The organism is Candidatus Tisiphia endosymbiont of Dascillus cervinus (genome assembly GCF_964026405.1).
Classification (GTDB): Bacteria; Pseudomonadota; Alphaproteobacteria; order Rickettsiales; family Rickettsiaceae; genus Tisiphia.
The window spans coordinates 197,761-215,480 of sequence record NZ_OZ032146.1; the positions used below are offsets into that span (position 1 = coordinate 197,761).

The window sequence follows — 17,720 nt, forward strand, 5'->3', positions numbered from 1 at the left end:
GTGACGTCTTGAGGGTCATATATGCAACAAAGTTTTGAAAAAATACTAAAAGGCTATCAGCTATTTAGAAAAAAATATGCTTATGGTAATAAATCTATTATGCAGAGTCTATCCCGTGATGGTCAACAACCAAAGATTATGGTGGTTGCTTGTTGTGATGCACGAGTAGATCCGGCATTAATACTACAATGTGATCCAGGGGATTTATTTGTTGTACGTAATGTAGCAAATATTGTTCCTCCTTACGAAAAAGATGGATCTCATCATGGCACAAGTGCTGCCTTAGAGTTTGGAATATGCTTTTTGAAAGTTGAACACTTAATTGTATTAGGACATAGCCAATGTGGAGGAATTCAAGAATTATTAAATAGTGACGATAGAGTGCAGAATGATTTTATAACCAACTGGGTTGCTCTAATAAAAACACCTAATTTTAGACATCATAATGCTGATGATTATACAAAATTAGCACTTAAACAATCACATCAAAATTGTATGACGTTTCCATGGATTAATAAACTAGTGACCAAGAAAGAGCTAACTATTCATTTATGGTTTTTTGATATAAAAACTGGGCAAATTTTTACTTATTCTGATAAGCAACAAACATATCTACCCCTTGCTTAGGTTCTTTAGCATACTCAGGTAGAACTTCAAGAATTAAGATTCCCGCGACCTAAAAATCGAATGCAGTCATGTATCCGGCTTATAGCAAAGTAAATTTTATTAATAGATATCTTTGGCAAACTCGCTTATTAGAAATCTAAAATTAAAAAATTAGACTAAAAAGCAGGATTATTAAAATTAGTATTTATCTAGTATTTATTAAATTGACCATTTTTATAATTTTAGTTACTATGTATATAGTTATATCTTTATATTAATCTTAACATTATCGGTATATATTATGACAGCATTAAAAAGTTATATAGACAGTAATGGGAGACTTGCTATCCCCGCTAAAATTAGGAAAAAACTGCATCTTAAAGCTGGTGATGAAGTGTCCATTAAATATAAAGATTCTGAATTAATAGTTTCGACTTATCATGCTAATATAGAAAAAGCTAGAAATATTTTAAGTAAATACAAGAATATTGATTTACAAAAAGAGCTAAAACTGATGAGGAACGAAGATGCAAACAAGTTCTAAATCTCTAATCAAGACTAAGAAATTTTTATTAGATACATCTGCAATCATTGCCTTATTAAAACAAGAATCAGGTTATAAAATATTAGAGGATGTTATTGCAAGTAGTGCCTTATCATCAGTTAATTTAAGTGAATTAGTTTCTGTCTTAACTAGATCTAATATAAAAGAAAATGAAATTGATACAATTATAACAGATATAGTTCCAGACATCATACCATTTTCTGAAAGTATAAGTATCAAAGCAGGCAAGTTAATAAGTTTAACAAAAGATTATGGTTTATCTTTAGGTGACAGAGCATGCATAGCAACTGGTAGTTATTATAATATGGAAATTTATACTACTGATAAAATTTGGTTAAAGTTATCTGATAAGCTTCCGGTAAAAATTACTTTAGTACATTAGACCTCCTTCGAAACTCTACTTCTGCTGGTGATTTGGACAATGATGCGGTACTCGAATCCGTAACGGAATTAGAGTACGCTGCGGTTCGAGATGAAGCGTCTCCTTCAAATCTCTCAGCACAAGCGAGTTTCGAAAGAGGTCTATTAATAAAAAGATGTCATCCCTACAAAAAAGCAGAGGGATGACATCAAAGTACGCGAACTTTGGATAAGAATTAACTAATTCTTATCTAGAGTTGGGGTAAAGTGTTATTCGTATGAAGAAATGAGCGTTAGAAGTCCATACCGCCCATACCACCACCACGTGGCATAGCAGGCTCATCTTTATCAGCTGGTTCATCGATAATAAATGCTTCAGTAGTAATAATCAAAGAAGCAACCGATGCTGCATCTTGTAAAGCAGTACGCACGACCTTAGTTGGATCGATAATACCAGCCTTAATCATATCAACATAAGTCATATCTTGAGCATTGAAGCCAAAGTTTTTCTCTTTACTATCAGTAAGTTTTCCAACTACAATAGCTCCGTCCATACCAGCGTTCTCTGCAATTTGCCTTACTGGAGCTTGTAGAGCTTTCTTAACGATGTTAATACCAGCTTGCTGATCTTCATTAGTACTTTTTAACGACTCTAAGGATCTTGCTGCATAGAAAAGAGTAACACCACCACCAGCAACAACACCTTCTTCCACTGCAGCTCTAGTAGCATGCAATGCATCCTCAACACGATCTTTTCTTTCTTTTACTTCAACTTCAGTAGCACCACCAACTTTTAAGACAGCTACGCCACCAGCAAGTTTAGCTAAACGCTCTTGTAATTTCTCTTTATCGTAATCTGAGCTAGATTCATCAACTTGTGTACGAATTTGAGAACAACGAGCAGCGATATCCGCCTTGCTACCAGCACCATCAATTATAACGGTATTTTCTTTGGAAATAGTAACTTTTTTAGCAGTACCTAGCATTTTGATATTAACATTTTCCAGTTTCATACCAAGCTCTTCACTGATAAGCTGACCACCTGTTAAAATAGAGATATCTTCCATCATGAATTTTTTTCTATCGCCAAAGCCAGGAGCTTTAACTGCCGCAACTTTTAACCCACCACGTAATTTATTTACTACCAGAGTAGCAAGTGCTTCTCCTTCTACATCTTCAGCGATTACTAGTAAAGGACGTCCTGATTGCACTACTGCTTCAAGTACTGGTAACATTTGTTGTAAATTTGATAATTTCTTTTCAAATAGTAAGATAAACGGATTTTCCAATTCTGCTACCATCTTTTCGGAATTAGTAACAAAATATGGTGATAGATAGCCTCTATCAAACATCATACCTTCAACTACATCTACTTCAAAACTAAAATTCTTAGCTTCTTCAACGGTAATTACGCCTTCTTTACCAACTTTTTCCATCGCCACGGCAATTTTTTCGCCAATTTCTTTGTCACCATTTGATGAAATAGTACCAACTTGAGCAATCTCCTCTTGGCTGCTGATTTTTTTACTAGCTTTCTTAATTTCTTCAACTACTAGGTTAACAGCTGAATCTATACCACGTTTTATATCCATAGGGTTAAAACCAGCTGCTACTGCTTTGTTACCTTCTCTTGCTATTGCTTGAGTTAGAACAGTTGCGGTAGTTGTTCCATCACCAGCAACATCAGATGTTTTGCTAGCCACAGATTTCACTAATTGAGCTCCCAAATTCTGAGCTTTGTCTTTTAGTTCAATGGCTTTTGCAACAGTTACACCATCTTTGGTTAGCCTTGGTGCCCCGAATGATTGTTCAATTGCAACATTTCTACCTTTTGGACCTAATGTTACTTTTACGGTATCAGCTAAAATATCAATACCTTTTAGCATTTGTTCACGTGCATGTAAACCGTGTTTTATTAATTTTGCTGCCATATATATTCTCCTTACAATAAATAAATTATTAACTAATTATGCCCATAACTGTTAAAAGTTTACAAATACCTATACCACAACGTCATTGCGAGCGTAAGCGAAGCAATCCAGGAAACAATCTATAGATAAATGATGTTACTGGATTGCTTCGTCGACCTTACGACCTTCTCGCTAATAGACGTATAAAGAAGCTGTATTTACTAACTTTCAATAGTTATGCAATTATGCCCATGACATCACTTTCTTTCATAAGGACCAAATCTAAACCATCAACTTTTACTTCAGTGCCAGCCCATTTGCCATAAAGTACTTTATCTCCTACTTTAATTTCTAATGGATGGACAGTACCATTCTCACTTTTTGTTCCCTTACCTACAGCTACTACTTCACCTTGTATTGGTTTTTCCTTTGCTGTATCAGGAATAATAATTCCTCCACTTGTTTTTTCTTCTTGTTGAATTGGTTTTACCGCAATTCTATCGTGCAATGGTCTAAAAGACATTCTTACCTCCATAGATTTAATACTTAATAATGTGTATTCTATATATGCTTGATTTTGTAACAGTTCAAGGGGTAAAAAGAAAAATTTTTAAGAATAATTGCTGTGAGCAAATTGTGTATAATACCTTTTTTATCCTCGCATAAGTTTTTCTATTATTGACTTTATAGGAGTATAGTTTAAAATTAAAAATGAAGTAACTGCAAAGTTATTTTGGGGTGTAGTAACCTCTTATAGCATCGGAACACATCTGCCGAATAAAGGTGTAATCCTCGATTGTTATGATCGGGGAGATGTTAGCTATGTTCAGGGTTTAAGGTGTAAACCTTAAACCTAAAGGCTAGCGTAGCTGTTATGCTATACAGTTTACTAACTCCCCGATCGCCAAAGTAATCTCTCAAGGTTCTTTGGTGGTTAAAACTTGATAACTTTAAGTTTAATCACAAAGGGGATACTGCTATGACATATACAACAACTTTACCTTCTGAAGCAATCATCTTTCTTGATCCAGCTTATGACCATCCTAAGGATCTAAAACTTAGAGATGATGTTAGTGCTACTAGTGAACAAGATGGATTAACAATAGTTGAAATTATCGAATCTAAAGGACCTTATGACCACAGTACTTTTGGTAAGTTAATCCGCCGGGTAATGAGCTGCAATAATAAGCCTGTCACCATCCTCATTAATGAAGATATACGGCATACAACAATTAACACTCTACTTTGGTCTGTACTTGGTACTTTGTCATCTGCCGACCTAATTACCGTTACTACTTACGAAAGATTCTATAAAAAAGTACTCTTGAAAAAAGTAAATATAGAGGATGATTATTTTTTATACGTGGCTGCTACTTATTGTAAAAACCATTATAAATTTGCTAATGAACTATTAAATTTCAATACAGATGAATAATAGACTTCTTTCGAAACTCTACTTCTGCTGGTGATTTGTACGTCGATGCGGTACTCGAATCCTCACGTACATTAGAGTACGCTGCGGTTCGAGGTGAAGCGTCTCCTTCAAATCCCTCAGCACAAGCGAGTTTCGAAAGAGGTCTAATATACTACTCGTAAATGAAGAGTTGATATACGATAGAATCAAAATCCTGATAGTAGTAAGAGTCAAAGGGTCTAGGTGCTAGGCGTACATATAGTACGTGGCTACCTACGAATACGTCTATAAAAGGCGTCTATAAAACGTCATTGCGAGGAGACCATAGGTCAAGCAATCCATATGACAAACTTCATGGATTGCCACGTTCATGTACGTTCGTCCGCAATGACGGTTTAAGCCTTACAACAGCACTTCGCTAATAGACGATTTTTTTAACTTTCAACAATTGTGGTATAACCACAAAGCTGAGCTTAATCATGATGATATACAATACCTGAAAACTCTAGGTTATTCTCATCAGATTCTGATCTTGAAACATCATGCACTGCTTCACTATATGGAGGTGGTATTGGAGGAGGTGGGGCAGCATGTTTACGAACTTTCGGGTAAGAGTACATTGGGGATGTAGTTGTAATATCTAGAGGTAGTTGCGGGTATAAAGGTTGATTTACACTAGGTTGTGCAGAATCTGCTGCTGGATGGTTGTTATTAGTAACATACGTATTATTACAGTTACTTGATCCTTCAAGAAGAGTTGATAGGGGTAGTGCTGGAGCACTTGCTCCACATTCAGCTTGATATGATTCTAGTATTATCTTATATTCTTCCCGTTTATCTTCTAAATATTTATCCAAATTTTTAAAAAAAGTATTTTCTGTTATCCATATTCTAGTTATTCCTGGTGCACCCTTCTTAATTATATAGCTCAACCCAGCAATCTTCAGTGCTTCCTTAAAATCATGTTGGTCAATACATTTAAGTAACTTTCTAGCTTGAATTATTGTGTGTATTTGGTCACTACGTTCTTCAAACTTTTTGCAATTAACTGTATTATACTTTGATAAGACAGATTGTTGACTATGTAGACCTTTTAAACTAGCTTTTAATTCCTGACTAGCTGATGATCTATCTTCCGTAGTTTTTACAAAATTACAACATTCCTCCAAATTAGCAGCCTTCAATATCTCATAAACACTACTATCAGTAGCAAACAACTTTATAGCTCGTTCTGTCTTATAAATTTTATTCTCAAGTAATTGTTTTGCGGTAGAAAGCCTTACTAATAGCGTACGATCTTTTGACATAATAAACACATATTAAGATTATATTAATATGACATAATATAATCTTAATATATATTAATATGCAAGGTTTAGTAACAATATAGTTAAAATTAGTTATCTAAATTGTCATATTTATATCATGATCACATACTATTTTGTTTCATTTTATTTTTCTTGATGGCATAGCTAATCAGCTCATCCATAACATTGTTTCTTATGGCTACTGCAATATCTACTTCATTTTTTTTCTGAATTTCTTGCCTTTTCGTCTTATCAATTCTTTTTGATTTTACATAAGCAAAATACGCCTTATCTTTTGACTGAAAAACTGGAGTATTGGAATCAATGTTAGCATTAAAAATTGCTGATAGTAATTCTGTTGGTAATTGCTGATTATTATGAACTTCATACCTAGAAAAAGTTGCAGCTTGGTTGGTAGTAATGTCTAGAGGTTTTTTACTTTTACCAGGTTTATATTCTTTAGCAAGACTCTCTATGTTTCCTAAATTTATCTTTCTAATATATTGCTTATACCATAGTTCGTATACTTGATCCTTGACTGCTGAGAATTCTTGTAGTTTACTTGGCTGAATAGATTTAATTTCAACCAATATAAAAGCTCCTTTATCAGTTAACTCCATTGGATATGATAATTCTCCTTCTGCAAGATCAAAAATACTGTCAGCATTTTGGTCAAGATCAATATACAATTTGCCTTTCAAGTGTTGGCGTTGTGGCACGATGGGACTTCGCGTAGGAACAACGGTTTGACTACGCCTAGTCCGCTCGCCACTCGCAGGCTTAGCCAACTCTTGAAATTCATCTTGTATATTATTAGTTAAATCCTTATAACTTACAGAATCTAAATTCTGTATTGGTAATTCATATTTTTTGGCAATTTCTGTTAAACTTGAACCAGCTGCCACATCATCTTCTAGATTTTTTGCTAACAGTAGCTTCAGCTCTTCTATTTTTTGTTGTTGCAATAATTCATTAACCTGTTTTCGTACCTCGCTAAATTTTTTATTAGCAAATTCTTCTTGGTTATCCTGATAAAACTTCAATAATTCTTCATCGCTATTATGAATTTGCTTACCTAACACTTCACTTGATATTTTTACATAAGACAAGCTACGTTTTTCCGGTATTTCAAATAACGCTTGGTTTTGCTTGTATAATTCTTCTAACTCGGTCGGAGTTGCATAAGTCATAAACGCACCTTTAGGTTGAGCTTTTAGGTCAATTTGTACAAGGTCGACCTCTCTTGTTTCAGCCATATAGTCTACGATATTTTTGACCATTATTTTTGGTGTTTGAAATGATTCTATAAAAATACTAATTAGAGTATTATTTAAGGTATGTTCTTTAACATCAAATACATAGTCCTCCTCATTAATATAAGAATTTTTTAAAAAACCTTTAAAGAGTGCTATGTCAAATAGACCTTGCTCATTCTTAAAATTAGCGGATTCTTTAATAAACTGAATCACAGTATCATCAGTTATATCTAGATTATAATAGTGTACTAAATAATTCATAATGCGATTATTGATAAGTTTTTTAATAATAAAATTATCAATATTCAACTGCTTTATATTTTCTTCACTAAGATGTGTTCCAGTTTGTTTTTGAATAACACGAATTTGTTCGGCTTTTGCCTTTAGAAAATCTTCTTCACTAATAGTTTTTGCATCAGAAAATGTAATCAAATCAAAATTATTGGTAGTCTGTAATACATCTTTAATTCCCCATCCAACAAATGCAAAGGCAATCATTCCAAGTAAAACACGCATTACAAAACTATCAGCAGCGTTTCTAATATTATTTAACATAAATTATAAATTTCTTCTTCAAGTTTTTGTAGTATACTACAATAGTTCTGTACACTAATATCTGCAAGCGATTTTTATGAAAAAACTTATTATTGCTAACTGGAAAATGCATATAAGTTTAGATGATGCATTTAAATTTTGTACTAGACTGATAGAGCAGCAACATAACAACAAATTTATTATAGCTCCTCCTACTCCCTATCTTGCTTATTTATCTGATAAATTTAAATCTATAGAGTTTTGTGGACAAAATGTCAGTCAATTCGAAGAACAAGGAAGTTATACTGGAGAATATTCAAGCCTATTACTGAAACTAAGTGGTATTAATTACGCTATTGTTGGTCATAGTGAACGTAGAAGCTTTTTTCAAGAATCCAATAAATTAATCAGACAGAAAGCAGAGAATTGCTTAAATGCCAAGATTAGCCCTATTATTTGTATCGGAGAAGACCTAGCTACACGAAAAAATAATAATTATAAAAATTTTTTATTAAAACAATTAGTGGAATCCCTGCCAAATGATAAAATAGGGGAGGGGATAGATGTGATAATAGCCTATGAGCCGATTTGGACTATAGGAACAGGGATTATTCCTAACCAAGAAGAATTAATAGAGATATTTGATGCCCTCAATTATTTTCTCAAGCAAAGCCAAGTTGCAAATAATGTTAGCTTAGTGTATGGTGGATCTGTAAATTTAGGTAATATAGAAAAAATATTAAGTGTACAGAATATTGATGGGGTTATGATTGGCAAATCTTCACTTGATTATCAAATTTTAGTTCAAATATTAAATTATAGGTTTTTTGAAAAATGATGAATATATTACTTTTTGTTCATATTGTAATAGCAATACTGCTAATTATCGTAATTCTGATGCAAAAGACTGGCAATGATGGGTTAAGTGGTATGAGCGGTGGTAGTGGTAATATGGGTGTTGTAACAGGCAGAACTGCAGCTAATTTCTTGACTAAAACCACGGTAGTGCTTGCCACCTTGTTTATAATTAATGCTATTATTCTTGCCAATCTGTCTTCTAAGAAAAACCTTGGGATAATTAAGAAAATTGAGCAAGTTGACGATAAACAAGAAGAGTCTAGCTTGCCAATTGCCAAGTAAAATTTAAGGACCAAGTTATGCAAAAAATAATTGATTTACATAATATCAAAATTGGTAATACCTTACCATTTGTGTTTATTGCTGGACCTTGCCAAATAGAAAGTCTAGATCATGCATTATTTATGGCTGACAAGCTTGTGACCCTTACTGCTAAACTTAACATACCCTTTATCTATAAATCGTCATTCGATAAAGCTAATAGAACTTCAATAAATGGTATCCGGGGTAGCGGTCTTGAGAAAGGGCTGGAAATTTTGTCTAAAGTAAAAACAGCCTTTAACTGCCTTATTCTTACTGACGTTCATACAGAGAATCAGTGTGCTAAAGTTGCTGAAATTGTTGATATAATCCAAATCCCTGCCTTCTTATGTAGACAAACAGATTTGCTGCATGCTGCAGCTATGACTAATAAGGTTGTTAATGTTAAAAAAGGTCAGTTTCTTGCCCCTTGGGATATGAAGAATGTGTATGCTAAACTTGAAGCGTTTGGTGCAAAGAATATCATGCTTACCGAACGGGGTGCATGTTTTGGTTACAACACACTAGTATCAGATATGCGTAGTTTGCCAATTATGGCAGAAACTAAGACCCCTGTAATTTTTGACGCAACCCATTCAGTTCAGCAACCAAGTGGCATAGGCAAAAGTAGTGGTGGCGAAAGAAAATATGTTGAAATATTAGCAAGGGCAGCTGTTAGCGTCGGAGTAGCAGGTGTTTTTATGGAAGTTCACCAAGACCCAGATAATGCCCCAAGTGACGGACCTTGTATGATCAAGCTGGATGATTTAGAACCTATATTGGTTAGGTTAAAGAGCTATGATGAGCTAACTAAAGCAATATTTAAGATATAACCTAACCTCAACTATTGATGTATAGTCAATTCAGGAGGATTTGGTGCTAGGAGCGATGGAGCGACGCCTATATGTAATAGGCGAGCGGACGGAGTGACGACGTCACCAACTTCTCATCAATTGACTATAAGACATCGGTTTAATAGCCTAGGGTATCATCCCTGCCCTTTTGGATGTCATCCCATAACTGTTGAAAGTTAAAAAACCGTCTATTAGCGAGGAGACCATAGGTCGACGAAGCAATATGATAAGCTTCATGGATTGCCACGTTCATGTACGTTCGTCCGCAATGACGGTTTAAGCCTTACAACAGCACTTCGCTAATAGACGATTTTTTTAACTTTCAACAGTTGTGTGCATAACCCCCATGGCAATTTAAAAGTCATAGGAAAAACAGCCTAGCGTCATTGCGAGAAGCCACTTTGTGGTGACGAAGCAATCTTAATGAATGTAGATTGCCACTACATTCACGTGGTCTCGCTAATAGACGTCTTGTACTTTTCTGCAATTTTTAAATGCTATATGTAAGATGAATAAATAATAAAATCCTGGTAATAGCTTAAATTTTAGTTTAATCTATAAGTTGAGTATAAAAATATTATGGTTCTTATGGAAGATATTAACTATTGGGATAATTCAAGATACCAGTATTGTACATATGCTGAGAGGTTACTTAATGAATTAATTTCGCTCAATGCAAAAGTAAAGCAACCAATAAACATGTATGAAGTCAAAAAAGGCATTTACTATGCTAAAAAATATCATGGCAGTCAAATGAGACAATCCGGTGAGCCATATTACTCGCATCCAATAGAGGTGGCTTATATGTTTGCCCAGTACACAGCCCTAGAAATTCCACGATTGTTTAGGACTGACATGATAGTTACCGCATTACTACACGACACCATCGAGGATACAGAACTTACTGAAAAGATGATTGCCTATATTTTTGGTAGTCAAGTGGCTAGTCAAGCCTCATGGCAAGATTAGCTCGGCGGAAACACTAGATTTATTAATTCAACAAAGAAAATATGATGTAGCATTGATTAAAATTTTTGATCGGATTCATAATTTAGAAACTGTTGGTGTAAAATCTCCTGAAAAAATTAAGAAGATTATAGAAGAGACGGTAATACATTTTGTAACTTTAGCTATACATTTAGAAATACCAACAATAACAAAACAAATTATTGAACTATGCTGTCAACATTTATCTATTAAACATTCTTTATTAAAACAATGGAAAATTATGGTTAAAGATGATTTTCAGTTTCCCGAGACAACTTCTCAAAATGAAGTAGCCCAAATATATAACCAATACTTACTGGGATCATAATAAATAATAATCCTGGATAGCCAAAATATGTTGTTAAATAAATTAATCCAAAAGAACAAACAATAAAGACACCAGCCCGAGAAAAAGCATATATTAAACCGCTACATGTAAAACGTTTAAAGATAGGAAGGGCTTTAAGAATGATAGGAACAGCTGGTGTAGTAGTTGGAGAAAAGACAACAATAAAACTCTGAATTAATAACATATTAAATGAGTTAGTGACATTTTTCAGTAAAAATGGAAAAATAAATAACTTTACTTTTAGTAATTTTAATGGATGTATTTTGTAACTTAGCCAAGCTAACATGCACCAAGGAAAAATTTGTATTATTGAGAGCATTAAATTTTGATGAATCACTTGTTCTGTACTAAAACAGAAAGAATTTTTTAGAATAGTACCACAAAAAAATACGCAATGTAGAAATTTAATGGCCAAGAGCAATCTAATAAGAAATAAGCTAAGGCTGTTTTCTTATTCACCTTTTCATTAACAATGGGGTTATTATTTAATTTTTTAATATCCATATTAGCTTTTTCAAATACCCTTTTTAACTGAAGTTTTGCATCAGCAAATTCCGGAGTTTCTATTAAAATTCTTCTAGCAGTTCCTCCAATTATGGCTATTATTGTTCCAAACCAAAAAGCTATCCGCCAATTTACATTTCCTAAAGTTGCAAAACTTGCAACAATTAAGGCAATTGTTGTGCCTAAAAGCCCCATTACTTCAATAGTTGCTACAGCGGGATATTGAGCAGGTGGTTTCGTCATTTCTGTGACGTAAACCTCCGCACCAACTATTTCCCCAATAGAAGAGAGTCCCTGCATAACACGACATATAACCATACATACAGAAGCAGTATAACCCCATTGAGCGTAAGTTGGGAGATTAGCCATAGTGAAGCAACAGGCAGCCATAATACAAGTAGTTATAATGAAAGTTGATTTACGTCCTATATTGTCTCCTATATATCCAAATATTAATGCTCCTATAGGTCTAAGCACATATGATGAACAAAAAGCAGCTGCTGCGAGCAAAGTGGCAGTACTAGGATCTGTTTTTGGGAAAAATATCTCATTGAGAAATGTAGCCATGTGTACGTAAAGCATAAAATCAAAAAATTCTAAAAATGTGCCAATGGACAGCAATCCAACCGCTTCTTTTTGTTCTCTAGTTAAGCTTCTTTGTTCTTGCTGATATTTTAACATTATTTGCCTTGCATTTGCGTTCATTGAAATATATTTATGAGGGAGTAAATTATACTACTCATTGGAGTTTTCTCCCCCAAGATTGAAACACCCCACCTGCACTTTGTATAACCGTCTTATCCTGAATAATCTGATCCATTTCTTTTAGCATCTTTTCTATTTCTAAATTATCGATCAACTTATGCTTAATAAAATGTTCTTTTTCTTCTAAAAGAGATAATTTTAATAATAATTTTTCTTCAGCCCCATTAAAAACTGGTTGATGAAAATCAAATTTTACATCTGTTAATTGAAGACTACACAAAGTATTAAATAGCTTTATACCATAAGAATAATCTACACTAAGTCTTTTTTCAATTTTATGTAATAATTCTTTATATTGTTCTATTGAACGAGCATATGGATAATTAAATATAGCTGTATAATCTGCTCTTCACATGCAATAGTTCCACCCGGCTTTAATAAACTTAACATATTATTTAAGGCTTTTTGAGGATGTGTTAGATGTATGAGTACAAACCTACAATATACGAGGTCATATTGCTCATTACCCTGATAATCTTGTATATCTGCAACTTGGTATTCAACAATATCGATGTTTTTACTACTTAACTTACTTTTAGTAAGCTCTATCTGTTTTTGGCTTATATCTAGGCATAATAGTTTGCCATCTTGTCCAATTTTCTGATATATTACATCAATAGACTCCCCCGATCCACAACCAATAATTGCCACTTTCATATTTGGACGAAGTGCTAGCCTATCCAATAGAATATTAGTATATTTGCCATATATTTTATTCAAAATACTGAGCCTATAATCCGTTTCATCGCCAGTTGCCAAAATATAGCTATTCTTTTTTACCATTTGATTTAATTTTATATATCTATTTTTTAGTAAATATATTGCTGATTTGGTTTATTGATAGCAAGAGAAAATAATATAGAAAATTGAAATAATAAATTCTTGATTGTAACAATATCACTAGTTCTCAATAGAATCCGAAAATTTTATTTCACAAATTAATTACTATTTTTTTTGCTAATATGCTTAGTGATTATTAGTAAATATGCTACAATGCGGTGAATTCAAGTAATTTATTACATTTTATGTTTCAAACATTAACTCAAAATCTAACGAAAATTTTTGATCGTATCAAAAGAAGTGGTACTTTATCGGAGTCCCAAATAAACGATACTATGCGTGATATTAGGATTGCCCTTCTTGAAGCAGATGTTGCACTACCGGTAGTTAAGGATTTTATTGCTGAAGTAACATTAAAAGCTACGGGGCAGGAAGTCATAAAATCAGTAGCTCCAGGGCAGATGATAGTAAAGATTGTCCATAATGAGTTAATTAATATATTATCCTCGTCTCTAGATGAAAGTAGTTTACAGCTTAAATCTGAACCGCCGGTAAATATTTTAATGGTTGGTCTGCAAGGTAGTGGAAAAACTACAGCAAGTGCCAAATTAGCACTTAGGCTAAAAAATCAAAATAAAAAGGTACTTTTAGTCTCTCTTGATATTTATCGACCAGCTGCACAGGAACAATTAACTATCCTTGGTAAATCTATAGGGGTAGATTGTTTAACTATTGTCCCCAACCATACTCCTATAGATATTGCGAAAAGAGCTTTACACGAGTCGAAATTATTTGCCTATGACGTCGTTATTTATGATACAGCAGGTAGGTTGCAAATCGATGATGAGATGATGAAAGAAGCCTCAAATATAAAAAATTTAATAGACCCAAAAGAGATAATTTTGGTAGTTGACGCAATGACGGGGCAAGATTCGGTACTTATAGCTAGCAATTTTGATCAAAAATTAGGGATTACCGGCGTGATTTTATCCCGTATTGATGGCGATGCCAAAGGTGGGGCGGCTCTAAGCATTAAACACGTTACCAAGAAACCTATTAAGTTCTTAAGCACTGGCGAGAAATTGACAAATCTAGAATTATTTGACCCAGAACGCATAGCTTCAAGAATATTAGATATGGGAGATATCATCTCCTTCGTTGAAAAAGCAGCAAGCATAATAGACCATCAAGAGGCAGAAAGAGCGGCTGCTAGACTTAAAAAAGGTAAATTTGATTTGGAAGATTATCTAACGCAAATGAGGAGTATAAAGAAACTAGGTGGATTCAGTAGTATGATGAGTATGTTGCCTGGTATTAATAAAATTATCGATAAAATCGATCAATCGAAATTAAGTGGCAAATTAATAGACCACCAAGAAGCAATAATTTTATCTATGACCAAAAAAGAACGAAAAAACCCAGATTTGCTAAATGCCTCACGTCGAAAACGTATCGCTGAAGGCTCTGGAACATCAGTCCAAAAAGTGAATAGTCTATTGAAACAATTTAAACAAATAAGTGGTTTCATGAAAAAGGCAAGCAATATGAATCCCAAAAGCCTAATGCGTAGTGGTATAGGCAACTTATTTAAATTATGATAACCTGAATTACCTTAATTCTTATCCTAAATTCGCGTAACTGGAGATTAAATGCTTAGCAAGGTATATAACGATCTTATTTTACAGATTAAAGCCAATAAATATGATTTTTTAAGGTTTGATCTGATTAAGCAAGATGCAATAAAGGATCTCGCAGCTCAGCTTGCTTTAAAATATGATATTGTGGTAGTTATAGGTTTTGGTGCGTCTTCTCTAAATGTTAGAGCATTATTAAGTATAAAGGCAGTAGCTACTAAAAGGCTAATATATCTTGATAGTTTAGATCAGTTGGAAATTGATGAAAAACTGGCATTAGTTGATTTAAGTAAAGCAGTCTTTTTCTCATTGAGTAAGTCTGGGAACACAAATGAAACCTATTTATTAACTAAGTATGTTTTAGAAGTTTTACACGTTCCCCCTCAAAATATTTATGTAATAGTACCGTTTAGTAATAATTTATTACGTAATTTAGCAGAGTCTTTTGGTACAAATTGTCTAGAACATGATAACATTCGTAGTGGAAGATTTGGCGTAATTTCTAATGCATCTTTGCTCCCAACCGCAGTTGCAGGAGTTGATGTACATAAAGTCGTACTAGCTGCTTCAAAAAAAATATCAGATATTATTTTTGATGGATTTAATATTTGTGAGATAGCGGAGTATTACCTTAATCAATATTCTTTAAATAGACATATATTAGTTATGTTTAATTATTGTTATCAATTAGATGGTCTATGTAGATGGCAACAACAGATTATAGCTGAATCACTTGGTAAGAATGGTTTTGGTATAACTCCTATAATAGCAAAAGGAACATTTGATCAACACAGTCAATTGCAGCTTTATTTAGAAGGTCCGGATGATAAATTTTATCAAGTTATTACTAACAAAGCAAGCTCAGATATTGAAATAGCTCTAACTGCTCATGCTAATAATATATATAATGCATTAGATCAAGTTAAACGACCAGTGAAGCTAGAGAATTTTGTATATATCGATGAACAGGTAATTGTAGATCAAATTATTCACGTAATGTTGAGTACTATACTAATTGCAAATCACCTAAAAATCGACCCATTCAACCAGCCATCTGTGGATGAATATAAGAAGGTATAATAGACCTATTTCGCGTCAGGGAGATCTGCAAGTGCTGAATTAAACAACTTAGAAAGATTTTTCTTATCTACTTTGTCACTATCAAAAAAACTAGCAATAGTGGTGTCAATCATATCACTAGACAGTCCTACCGAGTGTGTCCATAGTACCCTACCAGTTGGTACATCAAGAATAGCTAATCTAACTCGCGAAAATTCTGATGGGTCTAAATTGACTCTACCAGTTATACATCCCTTCAAAATCTCTGTACAAAAATCCTTAGTTACTGCACCAGATGTTTTACTCTCCGCATAGAAATTCATTACAACTAGTAAATCAGCTCCGGCTTTCCCACCAAGATCAACTACAGAAGGAATCTTTTCATCAATAGAATATGCCGCATCCTCTTTCCAAGCTCCACTAGCATAGAGTATATTTAGAGTCTCATCAAAATTATCCTTAATGTCAACGACGTATTTTGACAGTTTATTAGTACCAATTTCTGTTCTAGAGAAAAGTTTAATATTATACCCTTTGTCCTGCATTTTGGTTATGAATGTATCTACAATATTTTCTTCAAGGCGATCCTCATAACTATAAACTCTCGTTTTTTTGTTAAAAGCATCAATTTGATTTACTTCAACTATTGGTGGTAAAAGTAAAACAATTTTGGACTTAGTTAGTGATTGCGAATAATCAGGTGCAGATCTAACAAAAGTCGTCTTAGTACAAGCCGATGTAGAAAAAAACAGTAAAATTATAAAGAAAATTCTGACCATTAACTATGTGTTTTTATTAATTTTTATATGTAGCTGGAATGAGTCTAGATCTCTTCTCAGAAAGAATAACTAGAACATCTTGCCCCTCATTTATCACAGGATTGGTTTTATCTTCTTTAGCCTGCACAATGGTGATAATACCTGTCGCACGTACAGCTGCTATAGCATTTCTTAAAAGTCTGCTACCTTCGTAATAATCGTCTTTCAAATTCGATCTATTAACCTGTACGATATATTCTGTACCTTTTGATGTTCCCAAAGCAGATTGCATTATTGCACCAGTAACACCTCCAACAATAGCACCACCAACAATTATAGCTGCGTTATTAGTTCCGCTAGCAGCAACCGCCCCACCAGCGACAGCACCAGTTAGACCACCAATTGTATTATCACCAAGTCTTTCATCCTCCGTGATTTTGACATCCCTTTTGGCAAGAAGCTTTCCTTCCAATACAATATTTAATGTTGAATCACTAGTATATGTATTTGCCGCAAGATTCCGACCGCAACTAGAAAGAGTAGAAGCAATTATAAGAATCAAAAAAGTATATAAAAGTTTTTTAATCATAAAATTATTATTTTTATATTGCTAACCCCAGTTGCCAATTAAATAGGAGAGATGAAAGGTAGATTTAACGCTGGTTTCATGTGAGGCTCGATACTAAAACATTTTTAATACAAACATATTTCTAAAAAATATAGTTTTTATTAAGTGTTTTAATGTTACAAATTAACTTCAAATGTTCATAAAACCTAGCTCTGCTCTTATAAATTAATTGGCAACTCGGGTTATTTAATAATCTAGGTATTTTTATGAAGCAAAAAGCTTATTTTCTATATTTTATTTTATTTCCCTGCTTATGCTAAGAAAGAATTATATACTATATGGCAGGATAGTG

20 protein-coding genes are annotated in these 17,720 nt (G+C 33.5%); 11 read left to right on the forward strand and 9 right to left on the reverse strand.

The window, feature by feature from the left end; genetic code table 11:
* Window positions 1-21: 21 nt before the first annotated feature.
* The 3 genes from AAGD19_RS00880 (at window position 22) to AAGD19_RS00890 (ending at window position 1,553) form a co-directional block, all read left to right on the forward strand.
* Window positions 22-627, forward strand: a complete 606-nt coding sequence (locus tag AAGD19_RS00880; RefSeq protein ID WP_341747930.1) for a carbonic anhydrase — start codon at window positions 22-24, stop codon at window positions 625-627.
* Window positions 628-907: 280 nt separating this feature from the next.
* Window positions 908-1,150, forward strand: a complete 243-nt coding sequence (locus AAGD19_RS00885; RefSeq protein WP_341747931.1) for an AbrB/MazE/SpoVT family DNA-binding domain-containing protein — start codon at window positions 908-910, stop codon at window positions 1,148-1,150.
* Window positions 1,134-1,553: a type II toxin-antitoxin system VapC family toxin gene (locus AAGD19_RS00890; protein ID WP_341747932.1), complete on the forward strand. Its 420-nt coding sequence runs from the start codon at window positions 1,134-1,136 to the stop codon at window positions 1,551-1,553. Before AAGD19_RS00885 ends, AAGD19_RS00890 begins: the two co-directional genes overlap by 17 nt.
* A 271-nt stretch (window positions 1,554-1,824) precedes the next feature.
* On the opposite strand, the gene groL is transcribed toward AAGD19_RS00890, so the two are convergent.
* Complete coding sequence (groL, locus tag AAGD19_RS00900) at window positions 1,825-3,462, reverse strand: chaperonin GroEL (protein ID WP_341747933.1); 1,638 nt, start codon at window positions 3,460-3,462, stop codon at window positions 1,825-1,827.
* Window positions 3,463-3,676: 214 nt separating this feature from the next.
* Window positions 3,677-3,964 (reverse strand): co-chaperone GroES, encoded by a 288-nt coding sequence (locus AAGD19_RS00905; protein ID WP_341747934.1) that lies wholly within the window; start codon window positions 3,962-3,964, stop codon window positions 3,677-3,679.
* Between the two features lie 456 nt (window positions 3,965-4,420).
* Between AAGD19_RS00905 and AAGD19_RS00910 the strand changes: the two genes are divergently transcribed.
* Window positions 4,421-4,876 carry a hypothetical protein gene (locus AAGD19_RS00910; RefSeq protein WP_341747935.1) on the forward strand — a complete coding sequence of 152 codons (456 nt, stop codon included), beginning with the start codon at window positions 4,421-4,423 and terminating at the stop codon, window positions 4,874-4,876.
* A gap of 452 nt (window positions 4,877-5,328) precedes the next feature.
* Here the strand turns inward: AAGD19_RS00910 and AAGD19_RS00920 are convergent, their stop codons facing one another.
* Both AAGD19_RS00920 and AAGD19_RS00925 read right to left on the reverse strand, forming a co-directional pair.
* Window positions 5,329-6,162, reverse strand: coding sequence for a hypothetical protein (locus tag AAGD19_RS00920; RefSeq protein WP_341747936.1), 834 nt, complete (start codon window positions 6,160-6,162; stop codon window positions 5,329-5,331).
* Window positions 6,163-6,284: 122 nt separating this feature from the next.
* Window positions 6,285-7,973 carry a peptidylprolyl isomerase gene (locus tag AAGD19_RS00925; protein WP_341747937.1) on the reverse strand — a complete coding sequence of 563 codons (1,689 nt, stop codon included), beginning with the start codon at window positions 7,971-7,973 and terminating at the stop codon, window positions 6,285-6,287.
* Between the two features lie 76 nt (window positions 7,974-8,049).
* On the opposite strand from AAGD19_RS00925, the gene AAGD19_RS00930 reads away from it, so the two are divergent.
* The 5 genes from AAGD19_RS00930 to AAGD19_RS00950 all read left to right on the forward strand — a co-directional run bounded on the left by AAGD19_RS00930 (window position 8,050) and on the right by AAGD19_RS00950 (window position 11,279).
* Entirely contained in the window at window positions 8,050-8,790 is a 741-nt protein-coding gene (locus AAGD19_RS00930) for a triose-phosphate isomerase family protein (protein ID WP_341747938.1), read from the forward strand.
* On the forward strand, window positions 8,787-9,092 hold the full coding sequence (secG, locus tag AAGD19_RS00935; protein WP_341747939.1) for a preprotein translocase subunit SecG: 306 nt from the start codon (window positions 8,787-8,789) through the stop codon (window positions 9,090-9,092). Before AAGD19_RS00930 ends, secG begins: the two co-directional genes overlap by 4 nt.
* Window positions 9,093-9,109: 17 nt before the next feature.
* Entirely contained in the window at window positions 9,110-9,943 is an 834-nt protein-coding gene (kdsA, locus tag AAGD19_RS00940) for a 3-deoxy-8-phosphooctulonate synthase (RefSeq protein ID WP_341747940.1), read from the forward strand.
* A gap of 609 nt (window positions 9,944-10,552) precedes the next feature.
* Window positions 10,553-10,933, forward strand: coding sequence for an HD domain-containing protein (locus AAGD19_RS00945; protein ID WP_341747941.1), 381 nt, complete (start codon window positions 10,553-10,555; stop codon window positions 10,931-10,933).
* Window positions 10,881-11,279, forward strand: a complete 399-nt coding sequence (locus AAGD19_RS00950; RefSeq protein WP_341747942.1) for a bifunctional (p)ppGpp synthetase/guanosine-3',5'-bis(diphosphate) 3'-pyrophosphohydrolase — start codon at window positions 10,881-10,883, stop codon at window positions 11,277-11,279. Before AAGD19_RS00945 ends, AAGD19_RS00950 begins: the two co-directional genes overlap by 53 nt.
* 387 nt (window positions 11,280-11,666) lie before the next feature.
* Here the strand turns inward: AAGD19_RS00950 and AAGD19_RS00955 are convergent, their stop codons facing one another.
* From AAGD19_RS00955 to AAGD19_RS00965, 3 genes are all read right to left on the reverse strand, one after another.
* Window positions 11,667-12,485, reverse strand: coding sequence for an MFS transporter (locus AAGD19_RS00955; protein ID WP_341747943.1), 819 nt, complete (start codon window positions 12,483-12,485; stop codon window positions 11,667-11,669).
* 58 nt (window positions 12,486-12,543) lie between these two features.
* Window positions 12,544-12,789, reverse strand: a complete 246-nt coding sequence (locus AAGD19_RS00960) for a hypothetical protein (protein ID WP_341747944.1) — start codon at window positions 12,787-12,789, stop codon at window positions 12,544-12,546.
* Between the two features lie 80 nt (window positions 12,790-12,869).
* Entirely contained in the window at window positions 12,870-13,352 is a 483-nt protein-coding gene (locus tag AAGD19_RS00965) for a class I SAM-dependent methyltransferase (protein WP_341747945.1), read from the reverse strand.
* A gap of 242 nt (window positions 13,353-13,594) precedes the next feature.
* On the opposite strand from AAGD19_RS00965, the gene ffh reads away from it, so the two are divergent.
* Window positions 13,595-14,947 carry a signal recognition particle protein gene (gene ffh / locus AAGD19_RS00970; protein WP_341747946.1) on the forward strand — a complete coding sequence of 451 codons (1,353 nt, stop codon included), beginning with the start codon at window positions 13,595-13,597 and terminating at the stop codon, window positions 14,945-14,947.
* Between the two features lie 51 nt (window positions 14,948-14,998).
* A complete protein-coding gene (locus AAGD19_RS00975) occupies window positions 14,999-16,063 on the forward strand; it encodes a hypothetical protein (protein ID WP_341747947.1) in 1,065 nt (354 codons plus the stop codon).
* A gap of 5 nt (window positions 16,064-16,068) precedes the next feature.
* On the opposite strand, the gene AAGD19_RS00980 is transcribed toward AAGD19_RS00975, so the two are convergent.
* Both AAGD19_RS00980 and AAGD19_RS00985 read right to left on the reverse strand, forming a co-directional pair.
* Window positions 16,069-16,821: a hypothetical protein gene (locus tag AAGD19_RS00980; protein ID WP_341747948.1), complete on the reverse strand. Its 753-nt coding sequence runs from the start codon at window positions 16,819-16,821 to the stop codon at window positions 16,069-16,071.
* A 16-nt stretch (window positions 16,822-16,837) separates the two neighbouring features.
* Window positions 16,838-17,389: a hypothetical protein gene (locus tag AAGD19_RS00985; RefSeq protein WP_341747949.1), complete on the reverse strand. Its 552-nt coding sequence runs from the start codon at window positions 17,387-17,389 to the stop codon at window positions 16,838-16,840.
* Window positions 17,390-17,720: the final 331 nt, after the last annotated feature.

Bases quoted from the DNA above. Each gene is read 5' to 3' on its own strand.
- AAGD19_RS00880 (WP_341747930.1), top strand. From the start codon at position 22: ATGCAACAAAGTTTTGAAAAAATACTAAAAGGCTATCAGCTATTTAGA.
- AAGD19_RS00885 (WP_341747931.1), top strand. From the start codon at position 908: ATGACAGCATTAAAAAGTTATATAGACAGTAATGGGAGACTTGCTATC.
- AAGD19_RS00890 (WP_341747932.1), top strand. From the start codon at position 1,134: ATGCAAACAAGTTCTAAATCTCTAATCAAGACTAAGAAATTTTTATTA.
- groL (WP_341747933.1), bottom strand. From the start codon at position 3,462: ATGGCAGCAAAATTAATAAAACACGGTTTACATGCACGTGAACAAATG.
- AAGD19_RS00905 (WP_341747934.1), bottom strand. From the start codon at position 3,964: ATGTCTTTTAGACCATTGCACGATAGAATTGCGGTAAAACCAATTCAA.
- AAGD19_RS00910 (WP_341747935.1), top strand. From the start codon at position 4,421: ATGACATATACAACAACTTTACCTTCTGAAGCAATCATCTTTCTTGAT.
- AAGD19_RS00920 (WP_341747936.1), bottom strand. From the start codon at position 6,162: ATGTCAAAAGATCGTACGCTATTAGTAAGGCTTTCTACCGCAAAACAA.
- AAGD19_RS00925 (WP_341747937.1), bottom strand. From the start codon at position 7,973: ATGTTAAATAATATTAGAAACGCTGCTGATAGTTTTGTAATGCGTGTT.
- AAGD19_RS00930 (WP_341747938.1), top strand. From the start codon at position 8,050: ATGAAAAAACTTATTATTGCTAACTGGAAAATGCATATAAGTTTAGAT.
- secG (WP_341747939.1), top strand. From the start codon at position 8,787: ATGATGAATATATTACTTTTTGTTCATATTGTAATAGCAATACTGCTA.
- kdsA (WP_341747940.1), top strand. From the start codon at position 9,110: ATGCAAAAAATAATTGATTTACATAATATCAAAATTGGTAATACCTTA.
- AAGD19_RS00945 (WP_341747941.1), top strand. From the start codon at position 10,553: ATGGAAGATATTAACTATTGGGATAATTCAAGATACCAGTATTGTACA.
- AAGD19_RS00955 (WP_341747943.1), bottom strand. From the start codon at position 12,485: ATGTTAAAATATCAGCAAGAACAAAGAAGCTTAACTAGAGAACAAAAA.
- AAGD19_RS00965 (WP_341747945.1), bottom strand. From the start codon at position 13,352: ATGGTAAAAAAGAATAGCTATATTTTGGCAACTGGCGATGAAACGGAT.
- ffh (WP_341747946.1), top strand. From the start codon at position 13,595: ATGTTTCAAACATTAACTCAAAATCTAACGAAAATTTTTGATCGTATC.
- AAGD19_RS00975 (WP_341747947.1), top strand. From the start codon at position 14,999: ATGCTTAGCAAGGTATATAACGATCTTATTTTACAGATTAAAGCCAAT.
- AAGD19_RS00980 (WP_341747948.1), bottom strand. From the start codon at position 16,821: ATGGTCAGAATTTTCTTTATAATTTTACTGTTTTTTTCTACATCGGCT.
- AAGD19_RS00985 (WP_341747949.1), bottom strand. From the start codon at position 17,389: ATGATTAAAAAACTTTTATATACTTTTTTGATTCTTATAATTGCTTCT.